23 protein-coding genes are annotated in these 23,078 nt (G+C 56.4%); 12 read left to right on the top strand and 11 right to left on the bottom strand.

The genetic code is table 11. The annotated features are described in order from the left end of the window. The 7 genes from mrdB to lipA all read left to right on the top strand — a co-directional run bounded on the left by mrdB (position 1) and on the right by lipA (position 7,248). Positions 1–1,113 (top strand): peptidoglycan glycosyltransferase MrdB, encoded by a 1,113-nt coding sequence (mrdB, locus tag HF650_RS06995; RefSeq protein WP_124969163.1) that lies wholly within the window; start codon positions 1–3, stop codon positions 1,111–1,113. A 10-nt stretch (positions 1,114–1,123) separates the two neighbouring features. Beyond that, a complete protein-coding gene (gene rlpA, locus HF650_RS06990) occupies positions 1,124–2,365 on the top strand; it encodes an endolytic peptidoglycan transglycosylase RlpA (RefSeq protein WP_187801756.1) in 1,242 nt (413 codons plus the stop codon). Between the two features lie 139 nt (positions 2,366–2,504). Continuing rightward, positions 2,505–3,716, top strand: coding sequence for a D-alanyl-D-alanine carboxypeptidase DacA (dacA, locus tag HF650_RS06985; protein WP_187801755.1), 1,212 nt, complete (start codon positions 2,505–2,507; stop codon positions 3,714–3,716). Positions 3,717–3,819: 103 nt separating this feature from the next. Continuing rightward, entirely contained in the window at positions 3,820–4,083 is a 264-nt protein-coding gene (gene ybeD, locus HF650_RS06980; RefSeq protein WP_017455881.1) for a DUF493 family protein YbeD, read from the top strand. An 87-nt stretch (positions 4,084–4,170) separates the two neighbouring features. Then, a complete protein-coding gene (lipB, locus tag HF650_RS06975; RefSeq protein ID WP_187801754.1) occupies positions 4,171–4,812 on the top strand; it encodes a lipoyl(octanoyl) transferase LipB in 642 nt (213 codons plus the stop codon). A 306-nt stretch (positions 4,813–5,118) separates the two neighbouring features. After that, positions 5,119–6,072 (top strand): YbeF family transcriptional regulator, encoded by a 954-nt coding sequence (locus HF650_RS06970; RefSeq protein ID WP_187801753.1) that lies wholly within the window; start codon positions 5,119–5,121, stop codon positions 6,070–6,072. A 210-nt stretch (positions 6,073–6,282) separates the two neighbouring features. Continuing rightward, on the top strand, positions 6,283–7,248 hold the full coding sequence (gene lipA / locus HF650_RS06965) for a lipoyl synthase (RefSeq protein ID WP_187801752.1): 966 nt from the start codon (positions 6,283–6,285) through the stop codon (positions 7,246–7,248). A gap of 67 nt (positions 7,249–7,315) precedes the next feature. Here the strand turns inward: lipA and tatE are convergent, their stop codons facing one another. Further along, the gene (tatE, locus tag HF650_RS06960) at positions 7,316–7,513 is read right to left on the bottom strand and encodes a twin-arginine translocase subunit TatE (RefSeq protein WP_023479962.1); all 198 of its coding nucleotides are present in this window, start codon (positions 7,511–7,513) and stop codon (positions 7,316–7,318) included. A gap of 128 nt (positions 7,514–7,641) precedes the next feature. Next, on the bottom strand, positions 7,642–8,430 hold the full coding sequence (locus HF650_RS06955) for a deaminated glutathione amidase (protein WP_187802627.1): 789 nt from the start codon (positions 8,428–8,430) through the stop codon (positions 7,642–7,644). 89 nt (positions 8,431–8,519) lie between these two features. On the opposite strand from HF650_RS06955, the gene crcB reads away from it, so the two are divergent. Continuing rightward, entirely contained in the window at positions 8,520–8,903 is a 384-nt protein-coding gene (gene crcB, locus HF650_RS06950; protein WP_187801751.1) for a fluoride efflux transporter CrcB, read from the top strand. 56 nt (positions 8,904–8,959) lie between these two features. Here the strand turns inward: crcB and cspE are convergent, their stop codons facing one another. The 7 genes from cspE to HF650_RS06915 all read right to left on the bottom strand — a co-directional run bounded on the left by cspE (position 8,960) and on the right by HF650_RS06915 (position 16,650). Next, on the bottom strand, positions 8,960–9,169 hold the full coding sequence (gene cspE / locus HF650_RS06945) for a transcription antiterminator/RNA stability regulator CspE (RefSeq protein WP_007373839.1): 210 nt from the start codon (positions 9,167–9,169) through the stop codon (positions 8,960–8,962). Between the two features lie 188 nt (positions 9,170–9,357). After that, positions 9,358–9,864: a lipid IV(A) palmitoyltransferase PagP gene (gene pagP, locus HF650_RS06940; protein ID WP_249118867.1), complete on the bottom strand. Its 507-nt coding sequence runs from the start codon at positions 9,862–9,864 to the stop codon at positions 9,358–9,360. A 227-nt stretch (positions 9,865–10,091) separates the two neighbouring features. Continuing rightward, on the bottom strand, positions 10,092–13,211 hold the full coding sequence (locus HF650_RS06935; RefSeq protein WP_187801749.1) for an efflux RND transporter permease subunit: 3,120 nt from the start codon (positions 13,209–13,211) through the stop codon (positions 10,092–10,094). Further along, the gene (locus HF650_RS06930) at positions 13,208–14,647 is read right to left on the bottom strand and encodes an efflux RND transporter periplasmic adaptor subunit (protein WP_187801748.1); all 1,440 of its coding nucleotides are present in this window, start codon (positions 14,645–14,647) and stop codon (positions 13,208–13,210) included. The genes HF650_RS06935 and HF650_RS06930 overlap by 4 nt, the downstream gene beginning before the upstream one ends. Next, entirely contained in the window at positions 14,647–15,900 is a 1,254-nt protein-coding gene (locus HF650_RS06925; protein ID WP_187801747.1) for a TolC family protein, read from the bottom strand. The genes HF650_RS06930 and HF650_RS06925 overlap by 1 nt, the downstream gene beginning before the upstream one ends. Positions 15,901–15,912: 12 nt before the next feature. After that, complete coding sequence (locus tag HF650_RS06920) at positions 15,913–16,239, bottom strand: copper-binding protein (protein ID WP_223284282.1); 327 nt, start codon at positions 16,237–16,239, stop codon at positions 15,913–15,915. A gap of 54 nt (positions 16,240–16,293) precedes the next feature. Beyond that, positions 16,294–16,650: a DUF2946 domain-containing protein gene (locus tag HF650_RS06915; protein WP_346014252.1), complete on the bottom strand. Its 357-nt coding sequence runs from the start codon at positions 16,648–16,650 to the stop codon at positions 16,294–16,296. Positions 16,651–17,047: 397 nt separating this feature from the next. Here HF650_RS06915 and dcuC point away from each other — a divergent pair, with 397 nt between their 5' ends. From dcuC to uspG, 4 genes are all read left to right on the top strand, one after another. Continuing rightward, entirely contained in the window at positions 17,048–18,421 is a 1,374-nt protein-coding gene (gene dcuC / locus HF650_RS06910; RefSeq protein WP_187802625.1) for an anaerobic C4-dicarboxylate transporter DcuC, read from the top strand. A 100-nt stretch (positions 18,422–18,521) separates the two neighbouring features. Continuing rightward, entirely contained in the window at positions 18,522–19,325 is an 804-nt protein-coding gene (gene rna / locus HF650_RS06905) for a ribonuclease I (protein WP_187801745.1), read from the top strand. Between the two features lie 148 nt (positions 19,326–19,473). Beyond that, positions 19,474–19,884: a nucleoside diphosphate kinase regulator gene (rnk, locus tag HF650_RS06900; protein ID WP_042715712.1), complete on the top strand. Its 411-nt coding sequence runs from the start codon at positions 19,474–19,476 to the stop codon at positions 19,882–19,884. 145 nt (positions 19,885–20,029) lie between these two features. Further along, positions 20,030–20,458, top strand: coding sequence for a universal stress protein UspG (gene uspG, locus HF650_RS06895; protein ID WP_187801744.1), 429 nt, complete (start codon positions 20,030–20,032; stop codon positions 20,456–20,458). 181 nt (positions 20,459–20,639) lie between these two features. Here the strand turns inward: uspG and ahpF are convergent, their stop codons facing one another. Both ahpF and ahpC read right to left on the bottom strand, forming a co-directional pair. Next, entirely contained in the window at positions 20,640–22,202 is a 1,563-nt protein-coding gene (gene ahpF / locus HF650_RS06890; protein WP_187801743.1) for an alkyl hydroperoxide reductase subunit F, read from the bottom strand. A 181-nt stretch (positions 22,203–22,383) separates the two neighbouring features. Next, entirely contained in the window at positions 22,384–22,947 is a 564-nt protein-coding gene (gene ahpC, locus HF650_RS06885) for an alkyl hydroperoxide reductase subunit C (protein ID WP_023479935.1), read from the bottom strand. Between the last annotated feature and the right edge of the window lie 131 nt (positions 22,948–23,078).

The raw sequence follows: 23,078 nt of genomic DNA, 5'->3' as shown, positions 1-23,078 counted from the left end.
ATGACGGATAATCCGAACAAAAAATCGTTCTGGGATAAGATCCATCTCGACCCAGCGCTGCTGCTGATCATCCTCGCGCTGCTGTTTTACAGTGCGATCGTTATCTGGAGCGCCAGCGGCCAGGATATCGGCATGACCGAACGTAAAATCGGCCAGATTACGATGGGGCTGGTGGTGATGGTGGTGCTGGCGCAGGTGCCACCGCGCGTCTATGAAGGCTGGGCGCCCTATCTCTATGTCTTCTGCGTTATCCTTCTGATTGCGGTTGACGCCTTCGGCGCCATCTCCAAAGGGGCGCAGCGCTGGCTCGATCTCGGCGTGGTGCGCTTTCAACCCTCGGAGATTGCCAAAATCGCCGTACCGCTGATGGTGGCGCGTTTTATCAACCGCGATGTCTGCCCGCCGTCGTTGAAAAATACCGGCATCGCGCTGGTGCTGATCTTTGTCCCTACCCTGCTGGTGGCGGCACAGCCGGATCTTGGCACCTCAATTCTGGTGGTGCTCTCAGGGCTGTTTGTGCTGTTTCTTTCCGGCCTGAGCTGGCGGCTAATCGGCATTGCCGCGCTGCTTGTTGCGGCTTTTATTCCGATAATGTGGTTCTTCCTGATGCATGATTATCAGCGCCAGCGCGTGATGATGCTGCTCGATCCGGAAACCGATCCGCTCGGCGCGGGCTACCATATTATTCAGTCAAAAATCGCCATTGGTTCCGGCGGCCTCAGCGGCAAAGGCTGGCTGCACGGCACCCAGTCGCAGCTGGAGTTCCTGCCGGAGCGCCACACGGACTTTATCTTCGCCGTGCTGGCGGAGGAGCTGGGCCTGGTGGGGATTTTGATCCTGCTGGCACTCTATCTGCTGTTGATCATGCGCGGGCTGTGGATCGCCGCGCGAGCGCAAACCACCTTTGGCCGGGTGATGGCCGGCGGTTTGATGCTGATTCTGTTCGTATATGTGTTCGTAAATATTGGTATGGTAAGCGGTATCTTGCCGGTGGTAGGCGTTCCGCTGCCGCTGATCAGTTACGGGGGTTCCGCCCTCATCGTACTCATGGCCGGGTTTGGTATCGTAATGTCGATCCATACCCACAGAAAAATGTTGTCCAAGAACGTATAAGAGGTGCGCAATGCATAAGCTTTGGCCTGGGATCTGTATAGCAGCAGGGTTACTGGCGGCCTGTACGAGTAATGATAATCAGCAGCAGACGATGGTTGCGCCGCAGCCTGCGGTCTGCAACGGCCCGGTGGTGGAGATTAGCGGCGCGGAGCCGCGTTATGAAACGCCTAGCGCCACGGCGAATCAGGATTATGAGCGCGACGGTAAACGCTACACCATCGTGCAGGATCCCTCCCGCTTCAGCCAGGCGGGCTTTGCCGCCATTTATGACGCCGAACCGGGCAGCAATCTTACCGCCTCCGGTGAAGCGTTCGACCCGATGCAGCTCACCGCCGCGCACCCGACGCTGCCGATCCCGAGCTATGCGCGCATTACCAACCTGGCGAACGGGCGCATGATTGTGGTGCGCATCAATGACCGTGGCCCATACGGCAACGATCGCGTTATCTCGCTTTCGCGCGCCTCTGCCGATCGTCTCAACACCTCCAATAACACCAAAGTGCGCATCGATCCGATTATCGTCGCGCAGGATGGTTCGCTCTCCGGTCCGGGGATGGCCTGTACCAAAGTGGCGCAGCAGACCTATGCCCTGCCGGCGCGCCCCGATTTGAGCGGAGGCAGCATGAGCGCTGCGCCGCAGGCGAATGAAGCCCAACCGATGCAGCCGATTGCCGCACAGCCGGGCGACGCTCAGCCAGCGGAAGCACAGGCTAACGTGCAGCCGATCAGTAACGACACGCTGAAAAGCGACGATCCGACCGGCGCCCCGGTGCGCAGCGGTGGTTTCCTCGGCGCGCAAACGCCGCTCGCCTCTGGCGTGCTGGAGAGCAGCGAGGCCGCGCAGCCCGCAATGAACACCAATACTCAGCCTGTCGCCACCACGCCGGTTAACCAGAGCGAGCCGGTCACGCAGACGGCCGCGCCCGCTACCCGTAACTCTCCGGTAACGGCACCTGGCTCGGTGCAGGGCACCGTTCACAGCGCGACACCTGCAGCCAGTGCGCCTGCTGCTGCTGCAGCGGCCAGCGGAAGCTATGTGGTGCAGGTAGGAGCAGTAAGCGATCAGACCCGCGCGCAGCAGTACCAGCAGCGTCTGGCGCAGCAGTTCTCCGTGCCGGGCCGCGTGACGCAGAATGGCGCGGTGTGGCGTATTCAGTTAGGGCCATTCAGCAATAAGTCTGAAGCCAACGCCTTGCAGCAGCGTCTGCAGAGCGAAGCGCAGTTGCAATCCTTTGTGACGCGCGCTCAGTAGTCAGGAAAGGTGTCTGATTTTGTCAATTTGTGTAAGTGTGATTCACACTCTCACGCGCAAAGTCAGATGCCTGCCGGTATAGCTTTTGCTATAGTAAGGCACTTTTTTTTAACTCCATCACGGATGTCGTTGTTCGACCATGAAGACCACTTTTTCCGCTCGTTTCGTGCAGCGCCTGGCGCTCACCACGGCGCTGACCGCAGCTGCCCTCTCCGCTGCGCATGCCGATGACCTGAACATTAAAACCATGATCCCAGGCGTTCCGCAGATCGATGCGGAGTCCTATATCCTGATCGATTACAACTCTGGCAAAGTGCTGGCGGAACAGAACGCCGATGCGCGTCGCGATCCGGCGAGCCTGACCAAAATGATGACCAGTTACGTTATCGGCCAGGCGATGAAAGCGGGCAAGTTCAAAGAGAGCGACCTGGTGACCATCGGTAATGACGCCTGGGCAACCGGCAACCCGGTGTTCCGCGGCTCCTCGCTGATGTTCCTGAAACCTGGCATGCAGGTGCCGGTTTCCCAGCTTATCCGTGGTATTAATCTGCAGTCGGGCAATGACGCCTGCGTGGCGATGGCCGACTACGTCGCCGGCAGCCAGGACGCATTTGTTGGCCTGATGAACAGCTATGTTAACGCGCTGGGACTGAAAAACAGCCACTTCCAGACCGTGCACGGCCTGGATGCTGAAGGCCAGTACAGCTCCGCCCGTGATATGGCGCTGATTGGCCAGGCGCTGATCCGTGATGTGCCGAATGAGTACTCTATCTACAAAGAGAAAGAGTTCACCTTCAACGGCATCCGCCAGACCAACCGTAATGGCCTGCTGTGGGATAACAGCCTCAACGTTGACGGCATCAAAACCGGTCACACCGATCGCGCCGGGTACAACCTGGTGGCTTCGGCAACCGAAGGCCAGATGCGTTTGATCTCTGCCGTAATGGGGGGGCGTACCTTTAAAGGGCGTGAAACCGAGAGCAAAAAACTGCTCACCTGGGGCTTCCGCTTCTTTGAAACCGTCAGCCCGCTGAAAGCCGGGAAAGAGTTCGCCTCTGAGCCCGCCTGGTTCGGCGACAGCGATCGCGCCTCACTGGGCGTGGATAAAGATGTCTACCTGACCATTCCGCGCGGTCGTATGAAAGACCTGAAAGCGAGCTATGTGCTCAACACCAGCGAGCTGCACGCGCCGCTGCAGAAAAACCAGGTAGTGGGGAGCATCAACTTCCAGCTGGATGGCAAAACCATCGAACAGCGTCCGCTGGTGGTGCTGCAGGAGATCCCGGAAGGCAACTTCTTCGGCAAAATCATTGATTACATCAAATTGATGTTCCACCACTGGTTTGGCTAAAACGTGCGCACTTGAAAGTGTGATCTCTGCCCCCATATACTGAACATCTCAAAAAACTCCTGCCCCTGCGGCAGGAGTTGTTATTTTTTACGCCGGAGCTGACATGAAAACCAATCTTAAAGAACTGCTTGAATTCCCGACACCTTTTACTTACAAAGTGATGGGTCTGGCGAAACCTGAGCTGGTTGATCTGGTGGTTGAAGTGGTACAGCGCCATGCGCCAGGTGATTACTCTCCGCAGGTAAAACCGAGCAGCAAAGGCAATTACCACTCGGTCTCGATTACCATCAATGCGACACATATTGAACAGGTTGAAACGCTGTACGAAGAGCTTGGCAATATCGAAATTGTTCGCATGGTGCTGTAATCATTAATGACGTTACCCGGAGCCATTCGGGTAACGTTTTCGCTGTGATATACTCCCCGCACTCTTTTCTCCGCCGGAGATGCCGTTTTGTCTCAGGACATCATTCTTATCCGCAATCTTGGTTTGCAGCCTTACGCGCCTGTTTCACAGGAGATGCACGACTTTACCGATCGTCGCGATGACGACACACCAGATGAGATCTGGCTGGTGGAACACCCGCCCGTATTTACTCAGGGTCAGGCCGGAAAAGCCGAACACGTGCTCGCCGCGGGCGATATTCCGGTCATTCAGAGCGATCGCGGCGGCCAGGTGACTTACCACGGTCCGGGCCAGCAGGTGATGTATGTGTTAATTAACCTCAAGCGTCGAAAAATTGGCGTGCGTGAACTGGTCACGCTGCTGGAAAACACGGTGATCAATACCCTGGCGCAGCTCGGTATTGTGGCGAATGCACGTCCGGATGCGCCAGGCGTTTATGTCGATGGGAAGAAGATCTGCTCGCTCGGTTTGCGCATTCGTAAAGGCTGCTCATTCCATGGCCTGGCGCTCAATATTGATATGGATCTGGCACCCTTCATGCGCATCAACCCCTGTGGTTACGCCGGCATGGAAATGACGCAGGTCAGCAAACTTGTTGAAAACGCGAGTGTGGAGAAAATAAGGACGATTCTTATCCAGCACTTTTTAGCGTTACTAAACAATCCGCCTCATCAATATATGAGCGCTTAATGTATGATGTATCACGGCCCGCAATTTGTGCGGGTCGTTATTTATTTGCCCTGTTAAGGCTTTACAATAGAAGCCATATTCTCTATTTTCAACCTGCCTGACCGTTCTGGCTAATATGCGTTACCATGCTTCGCCAGACTTTGTACATATGCTTCAGGCCAATTGTTTCCCGACTCCATTGCCCGGCATCGCGATGAAAAATCTACGTAATGATGAGACGAGACAGGACGTTAACTCAGTTTGCTGTTAAACAAATAAAACAAATTCAACTATCATTCATATTGCGAATGAAAACGGAGCACAAGCGTGGATAATAAAAGCCTGCCGGAAAAGCGAATAACAGTGCGTCCCCAGGATGATAAGCCGCAAGTCTTCCGAACCCTGCGCAATATTGATCTCAATTTATTGACCATTTTTGAGGCGGTATATGTTCATAAAGGGATCGTTAACGCCGCGAAAGTGCTGAACCTGACGCCGTCTGCTATTAGCCAGTCAATTCAAAAGCTGCGTTCAATATTTCCCGATCCGCTTTTCATTCGCAAAGGCCAGGGCGTCACGCCAACCGCTTATGCCGCCCATCTGCATGAATATATCAGCCAGGGGCTGGAATCGATTCTCGGCGCACTTGATTTAACCGGCAGCTACGATAAGCAGCGCACCATAACAGTGGGCACTACGCCCTCTATCGGCGCGCTGGTGATCCCGGTAGTTTTTCAGGCGATTAAAGAGAGCGCTCCGCATCTGATGATGCGCAACATTCCGATAAATGATGCCGAGAGCCAGCTCAGTCAGTTCCAGACCGACCTGATCATCGATACCCACATTGCCAGCTCACGTACCATCAATCATCACGTTCTCTTTTCCGACCGTTTGATGCTGGTGTGCCGCAAAGATCACCCTTGCCTGAATGAACCGGTTAATGAGCTGGCATTACAGAAATATGAGCACACGCTGTTGATGCTTGAGGGGCAAAACCTGGGTGCGCTGCGCCAACGGATGCAGGATCTCTTCCCTGAACGACAGATCTCTTTTAGTAGTTACAATATGTTCACAATCGCAGCATTGATTGGTAACAGCGATCTGCTCGGGCTAATGCCTTCCCGTTTATATGACCTTTTCCGCCAATGCTGGCCACTGGTCGAGATCCCCTTCCCGCCGGTTAACAATGAGCGGCTGGATATTTCGCTCTATTACAATAAGTTGAGCCTGCGCGACCCGGTGCTGGAGAGCGTGGTAGATGTGATCAGACGGGCGTTTTAACGCGCGCTAGCGCCAGGAAAGGTGATAAAAGGCCTGCGGACATAAAGCACAAAACAACAACTATTTCACAATTTGGCAGCGCGTCAGGCTGCTTTATCCCCGCCAGAGATGGTATACTGCGCCTACGTTAATTCAAAAATAGTTGATAAATACAACTTCTCCTTGAATTGAAATGCCTTCTTCGTCACCCGCAACTGGAACACGCACGCTATGAGTAAACCCATTGTGATGGAACGCGGTGTAAAATATCGCGACGCCGATAAAATGGCGCTTATCCCGGTAAAAAACGTGGCAACAGAGCGTGAAGCCCTGTTAAGAAAACCGGAATGGATGAAAATCAAACTCCCGGCCGACTCCTCCCGTATCCAGGGTATCAAAGCTGCCATGCGCAAAAACGGGCTGCACTCTGTTTGCGAAGAGGCCTCCTGCCCGAACCTCGCTGAGTGTTTCAACCACGGTACCGCCACGTTTATGATCCTCGGTGCCATCTGCACGCGTCGCTGCCCCTTCTGCGATGTGGCACATGGCCGTCCTGTTGCGCCGGATGCGAACGAACCGCTGAAACTCGCGCAGACTATCGCCGATATGGCGCTGCGTTACGTGGTGATCACCTCCGTTGACCGCGACGATCTGCGCGACGGCGGCGCTCAGCACTTTGCTGACTGCATTACCGCGATTCGTGAGAAGAGCCCATCGATCAAAATTGAAACGCTGGTGCCGGATTTCCGTGGCCGTATGGATCGCGCGCTCGATATTCTCACCGCCACGCCGCCAGATGTGTTTAACCACAACCTCGAAAACGTGCCGCGTATCTACCGCCAGGTGCGTCCGGGCGCGGATTACAACTGGTCGCTGAAACTGCTGGAGCGTTTTAAAGAAGCGCATCCGGAGATCCCGACGAAATCGGGCCTGATGGTCGGTTTAGGCGAAACCAATGCGGAAATCATTGAAGTGATGCGCGATCTGCGCCGCCATGGCGTCACCATGCTGACGCTGGGCCAGTATCTGCAACCGAGCCGTCATCACCTGCCGGTGCAGCGCTATGTCAGCCCGGATGAGTTTGAAGAGATGAAAGAGGAAGCGCTGGCGATGGGCTTTACCCATGCCGCGTGCGGTCCGTTCGTCCGCTCCTCTTACCATGCGGATCTGCAGGCCAAAGGGATGGAAGTGAAGTAACACTTACTTACACTGAAAACAGAAAAACCGGCCTGAGAGCCGGTTTTTTTTCGCCTGTCGTGGCGGATTACTCTTTGTGAGAGAGTTTCTCTGCGGTAACGACGTCAGCGTCTTTCTTCGCGGCATCATCATCGTTCATGGCTTTTTTGAAGCCTTTGATCGCTGCGCCAAGATCGCCGCCCAGTGTACGCAGTTTCTTGGTTCCAAACAGCAGAACCACTAACGCGGCCACGACCAGCAGTTTAGTAATACTAATCTCACCCATAGATACCTTCTTTCATAAAACAGGCTGTAAAAAGCACCGTTGATAACCCGACACCATTAACGGTCATTCAGTGCGCGCACACAATAGCAATCTGTAACGAGATGAATCAAGCACTGATTAAAAAAACATCACAACAATTGAGGATGCGCAAAACGGCGATTGCGCAACACGGGCAGCTTCTCCCGCGTTTGTGCCACACGCTCAGCAGACGCTTCGGCAAATATTAGCCGGGCCTCTTCAGCTGCTGCCGCAAGCGTAACACCTTGCGGATCGACAATCCGGCTTTGGCCAATATTCTTGTTGCCGCACTCGCCGGCAGCCACTACATAGCACGTAGTGTCGAGCGCCCGCGCGGCAAGCAGCGTTGCCCAGTGCATCTCTTTTAGTGGCCCGCGCACCCACGCGGCGGGCAGCACCAGCAGTTCAGCCCCCTGCAACGCCAGCGATAATGCCAGCTCAGGGAAACGCAGATCGTAGCAGGTCATCAGACCGACCAGCATGCCCTCCACCTCAATCAGCGGCGGCAATGCGTTTCCGGCATCGACCCGCGCGGACTCCTGCATGCTAAACGCATCATAAAGATGCAGCTTGGCATACTGCGCGATGACCTCCCCGCCGCGCAATACCACCAGCGTATTAACCGCTCTACCCGCCGTCGACGGAACATGCACAGTAAGTATGGTGGTCAGGGTGTTGCGGCGGCTCTCCTCGCAAAGCAGGCTGATAAAGCCCTCATCAAGCCGCTGTGCAGATTTCACCGACATGTGCGGGTCTTTATCATCCCGCGCCAGTAATGCCTCTGGCAGCACCAGCAGTGATGCTTGCTGACGCGCAGCCTCCGCCATCAACTCTACACACGTTCGGGCGTTAGTTTGCCACACCGGTGTGACAGCAAATTGTCCGGCAGCAACAATCATCACGTTTCTCCTTACAGTATTGCCATAGCCAGTTTCCCGGCACAACGGTAAACTCGCCACATTCATTTATCAGATAGCAGGATAGCTCAGTGTTACAACTCCTTTTAGCGGTTTTTATCGGCGGCGGCACGGGCAGCGTGGCGCGCTGGATGCTGAGTATGAAACTCAACCCGGTTCATCAAATCATTCCGCTTGGTACGCTGACGGCTAACTTAATTGGCGCATTTATTATTGGCGCCGGGCTGGCGTGGTTTAACCGTATGGCGCATATCGATCCCGTGTGGAAAGTACTGGTGACCACAGGCTTTTGCGGCGGATTGACGACCTTCTCCACCTTTTCGGCGGAAGTGGTCTTTTTACTTCAGGAAGGGCGCGCAGGGTGGGCGCTGCTGAATATCGCCGTTAACCTGTTGGGATCGTTCGCTATGACCGCCCTGGCGTTCTGGCTCTTCTCAACCGCTAACGCGAACTGAAGGCAATAAAAAACCCGCCTTGCGGCGGGTTTTGGAATTCTTGCTGTACGCGCTGATTAAACAGGCATTACGTTAGCAGCAGATGGGCCTTTGGCACCGTTAGTGATTTCAAACTCAACGCGCTGACCTTCAGCCAGAGTTTTGAAACCATTGCTCTGGATTGCAGAGAAGTGTACGAACACGTCTTTGCTGCCATCTTCCGGAGTAATGAAACCGAATCCTTTGGATTCATTAAACCACTTAACGTTACCTTTAATCTTAGACATCAAAATTACCTTTACATGAAAAAACGACACAAATGCTGTGTCGGGTATCAGTACAACAATTGTCGCGAGTTTTGTCCAGTCGTTATTCGCGAAAAAGTGATAAATGTCGCGAACTTTTTTTCCAATGACGCTTTATTCCGCGTTTTTAGCGTTGTTTACTCTTTGTTCGCTAGCACGCGACAAACCGATCAAAACTGAAAGCGCATCCAGGCGAAGTAAACGTTACCGTTGTTATAAGTGCCGGGGATGTAGGTCATCTGAAACGTCGCCGGTCCATAGCCGATTGAGGCCAACGGCAGCAGCACCGGGATCGGGATGTACTTCCAGTTATCGCGCGCGGTAACGCCGGCGGTGTAACCGAGACCAAGATGGAAGTTCTCATCCGCCAGCGGGCGCCAGGTCTTTTCCCAGCCGTAGCCGCCAATCGGCTCCCATTTGTTAAAGGAGTCTTTAAACGCCATCAGGTAAAGCCCGTGCCAGTTTCCTTTCTCATCCCAGCGATCCTGACCAAAGCCTGCGCCCCACGGACGCTCGTTATAGCGATCGGTTTTATCCTTGTCATAGGCAAAACGCGCATGCCAGGTAATGGCAGGCACATAGAGATCGTAGTTATCTGGCTGCTGCCACGTTTGCTTAACGTTGTCAGCGAAAACGGTGTACCAGGGTTTGTCTGCTGCGTGAAGTGTTGAAATCAGTGAAAGCTGGCAACACAAAAAGACAGCGAAATATTTAAATTTTTTATAAACAGCCACAACAGGTTTTCCATATTACAAATCAACTTCTATTTTCCGACACCTTACCTTAATCGTTCCTTAACGAAATTAGTGTTGTTCTTAAACCTGCCAGGAAGAGTCCCATTTTATGTCTAGTTACAAAACTTAATAAAGTATCAAGCGCCCCGTTGCCGGGGCGCATATTAAGGTCAGCGCTTTCGATGCAGCAGATAATAGAGCGCAGGAATCACCAGCATTGAGAGCAGCGGTGCGGTAACCATCCCACCAATCATCGGTGCCGCGATACGGCTCATCACCTCTGCGCCGCTACCGCCGCCCCACATGATCGGCAGCAGCCCGGCCATAATGGTTGCCACCGTCATTACTTTCGGGCGCACGCGTAATACCGCCCCCTCATGTATTGCGAGACGCAGTTGCTTATTCGGCATAGCGGATTCAGTGATGCGATATTTCTCAAGCGCGTGATTGAGGTAGAGCACCATAATAACCCCAAACTCCGCCGCCACGCCGGCCAGCGCTATAAAACCCACCGCGCCAGCCACCGACAAGTTATATCCCAGCAGCCAGAGCAACCAGACGCCGCCTATTAATGCGAAGGGCAATGTTCCCATAATTAATAAGACATCGCTCACCCGTTTGAAGGTAATAAACAGCAGAACAAAGATAATCATCAGCGTCACTGGCAGAACAATTTTCAACTTCGCCGTCGCGCGTTCGAGATACTCAAACTGCCCGGACCAGCTGAGCGTGACGCCCTGCGGCAGCTTCACCTGCTGCGCAACACGCTGCTGCATCTCCTCTACCGCTGATTTCAAATCGCGCCCGCGCAGATCGACATAGATCCAGTTCGACAAGCGCGCATTTTCGCTCTTCAGCATCGGCGGCCCCTCGGTTATCACCACCTCTGCCAGGTCGCCGAGCGCAATCTGGCTGCCGCTGGCGGTGATCACTGGTAATGCGCGCAGATCGTCGACATTCGCCCGAAGATCCCGAGGATAACGCACATTGATGGGGAATCGCTCGCGCCCCTGTAACACCTCGCCAATCTTCTCGCCGCCGACCAAGGTTGAGACCAGAGACTGCAACTCCTGCACCGGGACGCCATAGCGCGCGGCCTGCTGGCGATTGATGTTGATATCAACATAGCGGCCGCCCGCCAGACGCTCCGCCAGCGCGGAGGTGACGCCCGGCACACTTTTTACCACCTGCTCAATCTGCTGCGCCACGCGCTCGATATCGGCAATATTATTGCCGTTCACCTTAATTCCCACCGGGCTCTTAATGCCGGTCGCCAGCATGTCGAGGCGGTTACGGATTGGCGGCACCCAGACATTAGCGATGCCCGGCACGCTGACGGTTTTATCCAGTTCGTCGATCAGTTTTTCCGGCGTCATACCGGGCCGCCACTGCGTGCGCGGCTTAAAGCGGATGGTGGTCTCCAGCATGGTCAACGGTGCAGGGTCGGTCGCGCTCTCCGCCCTGCCCGCCTTACCAAATACGCTCTCCACCTCGGGCACGCTTTTGATCAGACGGTCCGTTTGTTGCAGCAAGCGCCCCGCTTCACGGGCGGAAATGCCCGGCAGCGTCGAGGGCATATAGAGCAGATCGCCCTCATCCAGCGGCGGCATAAACTCACTGCCAAGGCGGCTGAGCGGCCAGGCGGTCGCCAGCAACAGCAGCAGCGCGATGGCGAGCGTCGCTTTCGGCCACGCCAGTACCCTATCCAGCAGCGGTTCATACAGGCGGATCAGCACGCGATTAATCGGGTTGGCCTTTTCATCAGGGATCTTGCCACGAATAAAGAGCGCCATCAGCACCGGCACCAGCGTAATGCCAAGCCCTGCGGCGACGGCCATCGCCCAGCTTTTGGTGAATGCCAGCGGCGAGAACATGCGCCCCTCCTGCGCCTCCAGCGAGAAAACCGGAATAAACGACAGGGTGATGATAAGCAGGCTGCAAAAGAGCGCCGGGCCGACTTCCACCGCCGCCTGCTCGGAGAAGCGCCAGTAATCACCCCGCGCTGGCAGGCATCCTGGGTTATCGTGCCGCCACTGCTCCATCACTTTGTGCATATTCTCAATCATCACAATCGCTGCATCGACCATCGCGCCGATGGCAATCGCGATTCCGCCAAGCGACATGATATTGGCGTTGATCCCCTGGTAGTGCATGACGATAAACGCGCCGAGAATGCCCAGCGGCAGCGAGACAATCGCCACCAGCGCCGAGCGAAAGTGGAACAGGAACAGCGTGCAGACCAGCGCGACAACAATAAACTCTTCAATCAGCTTGTGGGTCAGCGTGCCGACGGCACTCTCAATCAGCGTCGAGCGGTCGTAAACCGGGACAATCTCCACGCCCGCGGGCAGCGTTTTTTCTATCTCAGCAAGCTTCGCTTTGACCGCATGAATAGTCTCCAGCGCATTCTTGCCATAGCGCATAACAATCACGCCGCCCGCCACTTCGCCTTCGCCGTTATACTCCGCCACGCCCCGGCGCAGCTCCGGCCCGAGGCGCACGGTCGCGATATCGGAAAGCATCACCGGCACGCCGTCGCGGCTGGCGATCACCGTCTGGCGAAAATCCTCCGGCTGGCGCAAATAGCCGCTGGTGCGCAGCATAAACTCCGCTTCGCCCATCTCCAGCAGCGCGCCGCCGCTCTCCTGATTTGCCGCCTGCACCGCGCTTACTAACTGCTGATGGGTGATATTGAGCGCGCGCATTTTTTGCGGGTCCGGCACAATCTGGTACTGGCGCACCATCCCGCCAACGCTGGCAACCTCGGCAACATTGGGCATAGTTTTCAGCTCAAATTTCAGCGTCCAGTCCTGCAGGGCGCGCAGATCGGCGAGGTTATGCTGACCGCTGCGATCCACCAGCGCATACTCATAGATCCAGCCGACGCCGGTAGCATCCGGCCCAAGGCCCACCTCCACCCCGGCGGGCAGCGATGCCTGAATCTGACTCAGGCTCTCCAGCACCCGCGAGCGCGCCCAGTAGAGATCGGTGTCATCGTCAAACAGCACATAGACATAGGCATCACCAAACATCGAGTAGCCACGCACGGTATTCGCCCCTGGCACCGAGAGCATGGCAGTGGTCAGCGGATAGGTCACCTGATCCTCAATCAGCTGCGGTGCCTTGCCCGCATAGCTGGCGCGAATAACCACCTGCACATCCGAGAGATCGGGCAGGGCATCGAGCGGCGCCCGTTGCAGCGACCAGATGCCCCAACCGGTGAGGAGAAGTGCCGCCAGCAGAACCAGCAGGCGGTTACGTAATGACGCACGAATCACGGCAGCAATCATTTCGTCGCCTCCGGCATAAGATGGGTAATGACCGCGCCCACCTCATCATTCAGCGTGAAGCTGAACATCACCTTATCGCCCACCTTCACCTGCGGATCGGGATCTGTAAGCGTAAAGTCCATCGTCATCGCTCCCCAGTTCAGCTCAGGGATCGGTTGATGGCTGAGGGTGATAGTGCCGCTATCAAGCGCCTGCACCACGCCCATGCTTCGATATTCCGGCGTTTTTGGGACAGAAGATGGCTGCTGCGGCAAAGCACTGCGCAGGCTCGCTTCGGAGTCGATCAGGAACTGGCCGGAAGTAACCACCTCATCGCCCTCCTGCAACCCGGAGAGGATCTCCCGCCAGCCCTGCGCCCGCCGTCCGGCCGTCACATTTACCGCGCGGAAATGCCCCTCGCCGCTTGCCAGCAGCACGCGGCTGGCGCGCCCGCTTTCGATCACCGCCTCTTCCGGGATCGTCAGCACCGCAGGCTGCTGTGCTCCTTCCGGCTGGGTGACGGTAAGAAACATGCCGGGTTTCAGCTTCTGTTGCGGGTTTTCCAGCACGATGCGCGCTTGCAGCGTGCGCGTGGCGCTGGCGAGCTGCGGCAACAGTTCGCTGACGCGACCGTGGAATCGCTCGCCCGGCCAGCTGTCGCTGATCGCTTCCACCTCGCTGCCAACCGTCAGCGCCTGCGCCTGGCTTTGCGGATAATCGACCACCAGCCAGACCGGATCGAGGCTCGCCAGTTCAAACAGCGTTTGCGTGGCGACGACTTGCGCCCCTTCTCGGGTATCGAGTTTAGTGACATAGCCGTCGCGCGCGGCGCGAACGATCAGCCGGGTCTGCGCTTTGGCGCTGCGCTCCACCGCGCGAATCACCTCTTGCGGCATAAACTGCAGCGCCAGCCGTTCACGGGCAGCACGCGTCAGTGCGCTGTCGCCGAGTTGGCGCACCGCCAGATACTCCTGCTGCGCGCTGGTCCACTGCGGGATCCAGAGCTGCGCCAGCGCCTCGCCCTTTTTCACCCACTGCTGCGGCGCGCGGACAAAGAGTTTCTCCACCACGCCCGCCGCCGGTGAAGGTACGATTTGCATCGCGCGTTCATCAGTAGCCACGGTGGCAAACGCGCTGAAAGCGCTGGCGAGCGCTCGTCTCTCCACCCTGGCGGTGGTCATGCCGAGGTTTTGCTGCTGTTGAGCACTGACGCGTACACCGCCGTCAACGGGCGCATCATCGGCATATTTCGCCACCAGCGGCATATCCATAAAGGGCGATTTGCCCGGTTTATCGAAGCGCTGATCCGGCACCATCGGGTCGTACCAGTAGAGCACTTTGCGCGCCTGTGGCGGCTGGCTGTTTTCAGCGGGCACGCTCTGCTGGCGACCAGTAAGGTAACCGGCGCTGGCCGCCACGCAGGCAGCAACCGCCACGGCTAACAGCGTTCTTTTCATCACATCACCTCCTGCGGGATAAGCCAACGAATCGCTGCCCACTGCTGCGCCATCGTTTTTTCGGCCTGATTGATCGCCAGTTCACCGTCGAGCACGCTGCGGCGCGCCTCAAGCAGCGCCGGGAGATCGGTCTGCCCGGCGCGGTACTGAGCCGCTAACAGCGAAGCACGGCTGCGCAAAAGCGGCAGCACCTCATCCCGCTGGCGCTGCCAGAGGGTTTGCGCGGCGTTGTACTGGGCAATCAGGGTGTGAAGTTCGGCGAGATGCTCACGCTCGGCGAGTGCCAGTTGGTCATTAGCCTGCAAAGTGCGGGAGACGTCGGCGGCGTGATCTTTATCCTGGCGGCGGGACTGAAACAGCGGCAGGTCGACGGTAAACATCACCCCGGCCATATCTTCATACCCCTCGGCACGCCGCCCATACCACACCTCTACTTCGACATCAGGCAGGGCGGCAATCGCCGACTCTGCCGAGCGGGCTTTGGCGCGGTTGGCAACGCTTGCGGCAGACAGGATGTCGGGATGCTGGCGAATGGCCTCTTCCAGCGTTTTCTCATCGGCGGGCAGACGCTGATAGCGAGGAAGCGCGCCGCTGACGGCGGTAACCGGCTGCCCGGTCAACTGCATCAGCCGGGTTTGTGCCAGCTGTACATCCCGCTCGGCAAGAGTGACTTTATCACGCATCGCGCTAAGGCTAATTTGCAGGGCGAGTACGCTGTCCGGCAAAGCGTTTCCTGTGCCGACGCTGGCGCGTTGCGCACTCTGTTGACGCTCTGTTTCCGCCACGAGTTGCCGGGCGCTATGCAGCGCCTGCTGCGAAAGCGCCAGCTCAAGCCACGCCTGGGCGGTATCACGCTGGAGCGCTGCGCGCACGACGTGGGATTTGGCCTCGACGCTGCGCGCTTCGGCCAGCAAGGTGTCGGCCTTGCGATCGCGTTTTTCCGCGCTGACATACTGCTGCATCACGCCAATGCGCTGCATGGTCATCCCTTCGCGGGTCAAACGGCGGTCGTTACTGCCCTGCACCGGCACATTCTCAATGCCGAATTTGAGTTTGGGGTCGGGCAACTGGCGGGCGGAATCGGCCATCGCATCCAGCGCCAGGGCTTCGTTACGGTTGGCAGAGAGCTCAGCAGAGTAGCGCTCTGCGGCGGCAAGGGTTTGTGTCAGCGTCAGTGACTCCGCCTGCGCGGCGGAGCAGATGAGCGCAAGACAAACCCCGCCGAGCCGCAGGCTCAGCGAGTATCGTTTCATGGTGACTCCCGCTTACGGTAACGGCGTAATGGCGATGAGGGTGTAACCCTGCTCGCTCTGACTAAAGCTGAAGCGAACGTTATCGCCCACCTTCACCTGCGCCAGCGGATGCTCCGGCGTAACCGTGAATTGCATGGTCATCGGCGGCCAGTGCAGCGCGGGAATAGCCTGGTGGGCGATAGTAATCGCCTGCGGGGTCATTTTTTTAACAGTGCCCTGGCTTTGATAAACCTGGGCCGGCATCGCGTGGTGGTGCGCCATGTCGTGCGGTTGCGCGTAAGCGCTGAGGTGCGGGAAAAGCAGGGTGCCTGAGAGCAGGCAGAGAAAATAATTACGCATAATAAAACTCCTGTTAAACATTAATAAGATTTAAATCAATGTGTTAACAGGTCTCTATTCACGAAAACGGCAGAAGCGGATGGTTGCCGGAGGGCCAGCGGCAGGCGGGGTTAATACCCAGCTGCGCGAAGTGATAGCAGAACAAACAGGTTCGGCAATCGCCAGCGTCAGCGTGGCGGGCAGCGCCGCCAGCGAAGGGTAATGGCTCTCTTTTTGCACCTGATCGGGCACGCAGTGCTTCTCGCAGAGCGGCGCTTTCATCGCGTGGGCTTTGGGCGCGTTATCATCCATCGCCAGATGGTGCAGATGCTGCTGCGCCATTGCCTCACCCGGAGCAGGAAGCGCGCAGCCGTGGGAGGCAATCGCCAGCTGGCTCTGGATCAGCAGCCAACCCAATGCGATAAGCAGCATTAATAAATGCCGCTTAATAAAGCGCAATCGGTGGAGCCAGGCTGCGTGCATAACATCGCCATGGGTGAGTGAAGGTAACGGCGAGTATAAGCAGCCCTGTTTTTATTTTTAAAGCCTTTTTTAGTGAAATTTGCTGTCAAATCAATCTGAAGCGAAAAACGCCAAAACAATTAACCAACCGTTATCACGAATAAAACATAACTGCCGAAATTCATTAGCCTGAATTATCGTTTCGCCCGCATTTATTTTTCTGATTTATAACAATTCACGTAATATTGCGCGCAATGCAGCGCTTTGTTGATTTTAATCAGCTATCACGCTGCCGTTATTCGGCACATTGCGATGCAGCCTTTTGCTTACTTTACTTTTATTTGTCCAACCTCCGGGACCCCATATGATTTCAACCCTGATTGAGCTATTGATCGGCGTCGTGGTAATTGGCGGCGTCGCCCGCTACATCATTAAAGGCTACTCTGCCACCGGTGTGCTGTTTGTCGGCGGGCTGGCGTTATTGATCGTCAGCGCGCTGATGGGCCACGCAATATTACCCGCCAGCGCCACCAGCACCGGTTATCGCGCTACCGACATTGTCGAATATATAAAAATCCTGCTGATGAGCCGCGGCGGCGATCTCGGCATGATGATCATGATGCTGTGCGGTTTTGCAGCCTACATGACGCACATCGGTGCTAACGATATGGTGGTTAAGCTGGCCTCGCGCCCGCTGCGCTTTATCAACTCGCCCTATATCCTGATGATTGCCGCCTATTTTGTCGCCTGCCTGATGTCGCTGGCGGTCTCTTCAGCAACGGGCCTCGGCGTGCTGCTGATGGCCACCCTCTTCCCGGTAATGGTTAACGTCGGCATCAGCCGCGGCGCGGCGGCGGCGATTTGCGCCTCCCCGGCGGCGATTATTCTCTCGCCCACCTCCGGCGATGTGGTGCTGGCCGCGAAAGCCGCAGAGATGCCGCTGGTTGATTTCGCCTTTAAAACCACCCTGCCGATCTCTATCGCCGCGATTATCGCCATGGCCATCGCCCACTTCTTCTGGCAGCGCTACCTCGATAAGAAAGAGAATATTGTTAGCGAAATGCTGGATGTGAAAGAGATCACCACCCGTGCGCCTGCGTTTTACGCCATCCTGCCCTTTACGCCGATCATCGGCGTGCTGATTTTTGACGGCAAATGGGGCCCGGAGCTGCACATTATTACCATCCTCGTGATCTGTATGCTGATTGCTGCGGTGCTGGAGTTTCTGCGCGGATTTAATACGCAGAATGTCTTCAGCGGGCTGGAAGTGGCCTGGCGCGGCATGGCCGATGCCTTCGCCGGTGTGGTGATGTTGCTGGTTGCCGCAGGCGTCTTCGCCCAGGGGCTGAGCACCATCGGTTTTATTCAGAGCCTGATCTCCATTGCCACCTCGTTCGGTTCCGCGAGCATTATTTTGATGCTGGTGCTGGTGATCCTCACCATGCTGGCGGCGATGACCACCGGTTCCGGTAACGCGCCGTTTTACGCGTTTGTGGAGATGATCCCAAAACTGGCGCGTGAGGCGAGCATCAATCCGGCCTATTTATCGATTCCAATGTTGCAGGCTTCCAACCTCGGACGCACCATTTCGCCGGTCTCTGGCGTAGTGGTCGCCGTTGCCGGGATGGCAAACATTTCGCCGTTTGAAGTGGTAAAACGCACCTCCGTGCCGATTCTGGTCGGCCTGGTGGTGGTGATTGTCGCCACCGAAATCCTCGTACCTGGCGCAGCGGTTCACTAACCCTGCCGGGTTTCAGAAGTTGAAAAAGCGCCTGCCCGGCGCTTTTTTTATGGTTTAATAACCTATGGCAATTATCTGGACCCATATATCAGGAACTGAAATGTTTAAAAAGGGACTCTTCATCAGCACAGGCATTGCCGCGCTACTCTTCACTTCTGCCTATGCCGCACCGCTGCAACCGAAGCAGTATGGCGATTTTGATCGCTACGTGCTGGCGCTCTCCTGGCAGACCGGCTTTTGTCAGAGCATGCACGACAACGGGCGCGACGAGCCTGACGAGTGCCGTCTGCAAAAATCCCCGGACGATAAAGCCGATAACCTCACCGTGCATGGTTTATGGCCGGGCCTACCGAAATCGATCGCCGCGCGCGGCGTTGATAACCGCCGCTGGATGCGTTTTGGCTGCGCCACGCGCCCGATCCCCAATATGCCGGAAGCGAAAGCCAGCCAGAAGTGCGCGGCGGCAGAGACCGGTCTATCGCTGGAGATGGCGGATAAACTCAACGCGGCCATGCCCGGCTCCGGCGGTAACTCCTGCCTGGAGCGCTACGAATACGCCAAGCATGGCGTCTGTTTCGGCTTCGATCCCGATGACTATTTTGGCGCGATGGTGCGTCTGAACCATGAGATCAAAACCAGCCCGCTTGGGGTATTCCTTGCCAATAATTACGGCAAAGCGATCACCCGCACCGCCTTTGATGCTGCCGTTGCCGAGGCTTACGGTAAGCAGAGCGTGAAAGCGGTGAAGCTCACCTGTAACGGTAACCCGGCCTACCTGACCGAGATGCAGGTTGCCATCAAAGCCGAAGCGATTAATGCGCCGCTCTCTGGCCGCTCGCTGCTGCCACAGCCGCACCCCGGCAACTGTGGGGATCACTTTATCCTCGATAGCGCGGGTTACTGATCGCTGTGGAATAATCATAATTGAGGCAAATGTGCGCCTGGTCACTTCACAGTATGGGGCCGGGTTAGTATCATCAGCTTTAGACAAACCCTCGCTGCCCGTCGGCGAGGGTTTTTCTTTGGATCAATCACCTGACACGGAGTAAGAGATGTCCAGACCTGCCATTATCATTAATGAGCGAGACGCTGAGCGCCTCGACCGCTTGCTGGAGCAGCCTGCACATGCCAGCCTTGCGGTCGCGGATGCGCTGAATGAGGAGTTGGATCGCGCCAATATGTGCGCGCCAGAAGCGATGCCGCATGATGTGGTGACGATGAACAGCACGGTAAAATTCCGCGAGCTGAAAAGCGGTGAAATCCGCGTACGTACGCTGGTCTACCCGGCGCAGATGACAGACAGCGCTACGCAGCTGTCGGTACTGGCCCCGGTGGGCGCGGCGCTGTTAGGTTTACGTGTTGGTGATTCCATTCACTGGACGTTGCCAGGAGGCACCACCACCGACCTTGAAGTGCTGGAGCTACTCTACCAGCCCGAAGCCGCTGGCGATTTCATGCTCTGATCCCCGCCCTGCTTTGTTTTGCAGAGGATGCGCCCGCATCCTCTTTCCGGCACCCGACAGTGTGCAGATTTGCCACCCAGGCAGCAAAATCCCCCCTCTCTTTGTGCTTCAATTCCTGGGACATAATCCACAGGGAGACACGTTTATGTACCAGACAATCATTATGCCGGTCGATATTTTCGAAATGGAGTTGTGCGACAAAGCCGTCCGCCACGCGGAATTCCTCGCCCAGAGCGAAGGTGTTATTCACCTGCTGCATGTGTTGCCCGCTTCTGCCAGCCTGAACCTGCACCGTTTCGCCGCCGATTTACGCCGCTTTGAAGAGCATCTGCACAAGGAGGCGCAGACCCGCCTCGAGAGTATGCGAAGCCATTTCTCCATCGATCCTTCGCGCATTCATACCCACGTGCGCTTCGGCAGCGTGCGCGATATGGTTAATGAGCTTGGCGAAGAGCTGCATGCGGATATGGTGGTGATCGCCTCGCGTAACCCGTCTATCAGCACCCATCTGCTCGGCTCCAATGCCTCCAGCGTAGTGCGCCACGCGCATATTCCGGTGTTGGTGGTGCGGTAGACGCGGCCTATTGCCGGATGGCGGCTCCGCCTTATCCGGCCTACAAACGGCGGCGATCCCCGCAGGCCGGATAAGCGCCAGCGCCATCCGGCAAAATGAGCGCACCGAATCATCCGGGTAAAAAAAAGCTGCCTTGCGGCAGCTTTTTATATGCAGGTGACTCTTACTCTCTTATTTTTGCTTACGCTTTGGTACGGATCAGGTAATCAAACGCGCTCAGTGACGCTTTGGCACCTTCGCCGGTAGCAATAATGATCTGTTTGTACGGCACTGTGGTGCAGTCACCCGCCGCGAACACGCCTTTCACGCTGGTTTCGCATTTGGCGTCGATGATGATTTCGCCCATGCGGTTGCGCTCAATCGCGCCTTCCAGCCAGGTGGTGTTCGGCAGCAGACCGATCTGCACGAAGATCCCCGCCAGCGCAACCTGATGCACATCGCCGCTCACGCGGTCGCGGTACTCAAGACCGGTCACTTTGGTACCGTCGCCTTTCACTTCGGTGGTCTGCGCGTTCAGAACGATATCGACGTTCTTCAGGCTGCGAACTTTATCCTGCAACACCTGATCCGCTTTCATCTCCGGAGCAAACTCCAGCAGCGTCACGTGTTCAACAATCCCGGCCAAGTCGATAGCCGCTTCCACGCCGGAGTTACCGCCGCCGATCACCGCCACGCGCTTGCCTTTGAACAGCGGGCCGTCGCAGTGCGGGCAGTAGGTCACGCCCTTGGTGCGATACTGATCTTCGCCCGGCACATTCATGTTGCGCCATTTCGCGCCGGTCGCAATGATGACAGTACGCGCTTTCAGCACCGCGCCAGAGGCGGTTTCAATCTGATGCAGGCCGCCTTCAACCGACGCCGGAACCAGCTTGCTGGCGCTCTGGCTGTCGATCACGTCAACATCATAATCGGCAACGTGCGCTTTCAGGGCACCCGCGAACTGCTGGCCTTCGGTTTTCGGCACGGAAATGTAGTTTTCGATATCAACGGTATCGAGCACCTGGCCGCCGAAGCGTTCGCCCATCAGACCGGTACGAATGCCTTTACGGGCAGAGTAGACGGAGGCCGCTGCGCCCGCCGGGCCGGAGCCGACAATCAGTACATCGTAAGCGTCACGTTTGTTCAGCTCTTCCGCCGCACGTTTTTCCGCGCCGGTATCAATTTTCGCCACGATCTCTGTCAGCGTCATACGACCCTGACCAAACTCCTGACCGTTAACGTAGACCGCCGGAACGCCCATCACGTTGCGATCGGTGATCTCGTTCTGGAAAGTACCGCCATCAATCGCCGTGTGCTTGATGCGTGGGTTCAGCACCGACATCAGGTTCAGCGCCTGCACCACGTCCGGGCAGTTGTGGCAGGAGAGCGAGTAGTAAGTCTCGAATTCGAAGTCGCCGTCGATATCGCGGATCTGCTCCAGCAGCGCCTGCGCCTCTTTCGACGGATGACCACCGGTCCACAGCAGTGCCAGCACCAGCGAGGTAAACTCATGCCCCAGCGGAGAGCCAGCAAAGCGCGGGCCAGTGTGCGAGCCTGGGTTGGTGATCAGGAACGAGGGCTTACGCACCGCCAGGGTGTTGTCCTCTTTAAAGGTCACTTTGTCAGAGAGCTCGGCGATTTCGCCCAGCAGCTCTTTGATCTCATTCGATTTTTCGCTGTCATCCAGCGTCGCGATCAACTCAACAGGCTTGGTCAGTTTCTCAAGATAAGCCTTGAGCTGGGTTTTCATTGTGGTGTCGAGCATGTCGGTATCCTTCTCTTAAAACATCATCATGCAAGCTGCCTCATTGGAGCCGCCTGGATGCAACTTGAATCATGGTGTGTGGAAGAAAAACGGGTGCATTGCACCCGTTTTACGCCGGGTGGCGCTACGCTTACCCGGCCTACGTTTTGCAGACCGGAAGAGACTTTGCGCCGCCGGAAATTTAGATTTTGCCTACTAAATCTAAGGAAGGAGCCAGGGTCGCTTCGCCTTCTTTCCACTTAGCCGGGCACACTTCGCCTGGGTGAGAAGCAACATACTGAGCCGCTTTGATTTTACGCAGCAGGTCAGATGCGTCACGGCCGATGCCTTCAGCGGTCACTTCGATAGCCTGGATGATGCCCTGCGGGTCAACGATGAAGGTACCGCGGTCTGCCAGACCTTCGTCTTCACGCATGATTTCGAAGTTACGGGTCAGGGCACCAGTCGGGTCGCCGATCATCGCGTATTTGATTTTCGCGATGGTGTCAGAGCTGCTGTGCCATGCTTTATGCGTGAAGTGGGTGTCGGTGGATACAGAGTAAACGTCAACGCCCAGTTTCTGCAGTTCTTCGTAGTGGTCAGCCACGTCGCCCAGTTCGGTCGGGCATACGAAGGTGAAGTCAGCCGGGTAGAAGAAGAAGACGCTCCAGCGGCCTTCGGTATCTTTCTCGGTTACTTCGATGAATTCACCGTTTTTGAACGCCTGGTTTTTGAAAGGTTTGATCTTGGTGTTAATTAAGGACATCTATACTTCCTCCGTGTTTTCGTTGGGGTATAAGTTAACGAACTTTGCTTACGACGGCTAATGCGTTTGCATTATCAAATCAATAAGCGTTAGCTAACAAACGCCAACGAACAACTCTGTGAACAGACATT

It is taken from the genome of Kosakonia sp. SMBL-WEM22, assembly GCF_014490785.1.
Taxonomy (GTDB): domain Bacteria; phylum Pseudomonadota; class Gammaproteobacteria; order Enterobacterales; family Enterobacteriaceae; genus Kosakonia.
This window is presented reverse-complemented; position numbering and strand designations above follow the sequence as displayed.